Consider the following 659-nt stretch of genomic DNA (forward strand, 5'->3'; position numbering starts at 1 on the left):
CCATGATGCTCAATCAAAGACTGCATTAGAATTTGCAGATAAGATAAAAGCAGAATATCCAGATTCTATAATAACTACAACGGGTCATTCGTTAGGTGAATCAACAGCTATGTATGTTGCTTTAAAAAGGGGATTTTTTAATAGAGGCTTTAATGGACCGGATATACATAAGATGATAAGTAAAGATGAAATAGAATATATGAGGGAACATCCAGAGCAATTTATGAATTATAGAAATATTCATGACCTTATAGGAGATATTAAGGGAAACAAAACAGAAACAGCAATATATTTAAATTATGGCGATATACCTAATCCTCACAGCCTAGCAACTTGGAAATTTAATGAAGAAGGAGAACTTATGAATTCAGATATCGAAATAATGAGAGACGGTCTAAAACCAAAACAAGAAATGGGGATTAAATTATTAGATTTAAAAAATTTCAAAAGAATGCTCTCACTAAGAGGCTGTACAGAAAATGAGAAGATATTTTTAGATGTTGAACAAACAAGGATAATATCAAATGCAGTAAAGGAACTATCTACAATAGCATATGAAAATATAAAAAAAGAAAGAGATAAAGCGGTTTTAGAAGCCGAAAAAATATGGGATAGTACATTAGAAGTCCCACCTGGATTTCATTTAACACCACAAGAAG

1 protein-coding gene is annotated in these 659 nt (G+C 31.3%); it reads left to right on the top strand.

Features of this window, described 5'->3' with window-relative positions; translation table 11 throughout:
- On the top strand, window positions 1-659 hold a 659-nt coding region (locus tag VJI93_RS08350), incomplete at both ends, for a hypothetical protein (RefSeq protein WP_324009253.1).

This window comes from Parvimonas sp. M20 (genome assembly GCF_035282425.1).
Classification (GTDB): Bacteria; Bacillota; Clostridia; order Tissierellales; family Peptoniphilaceae; genus Parvimonas.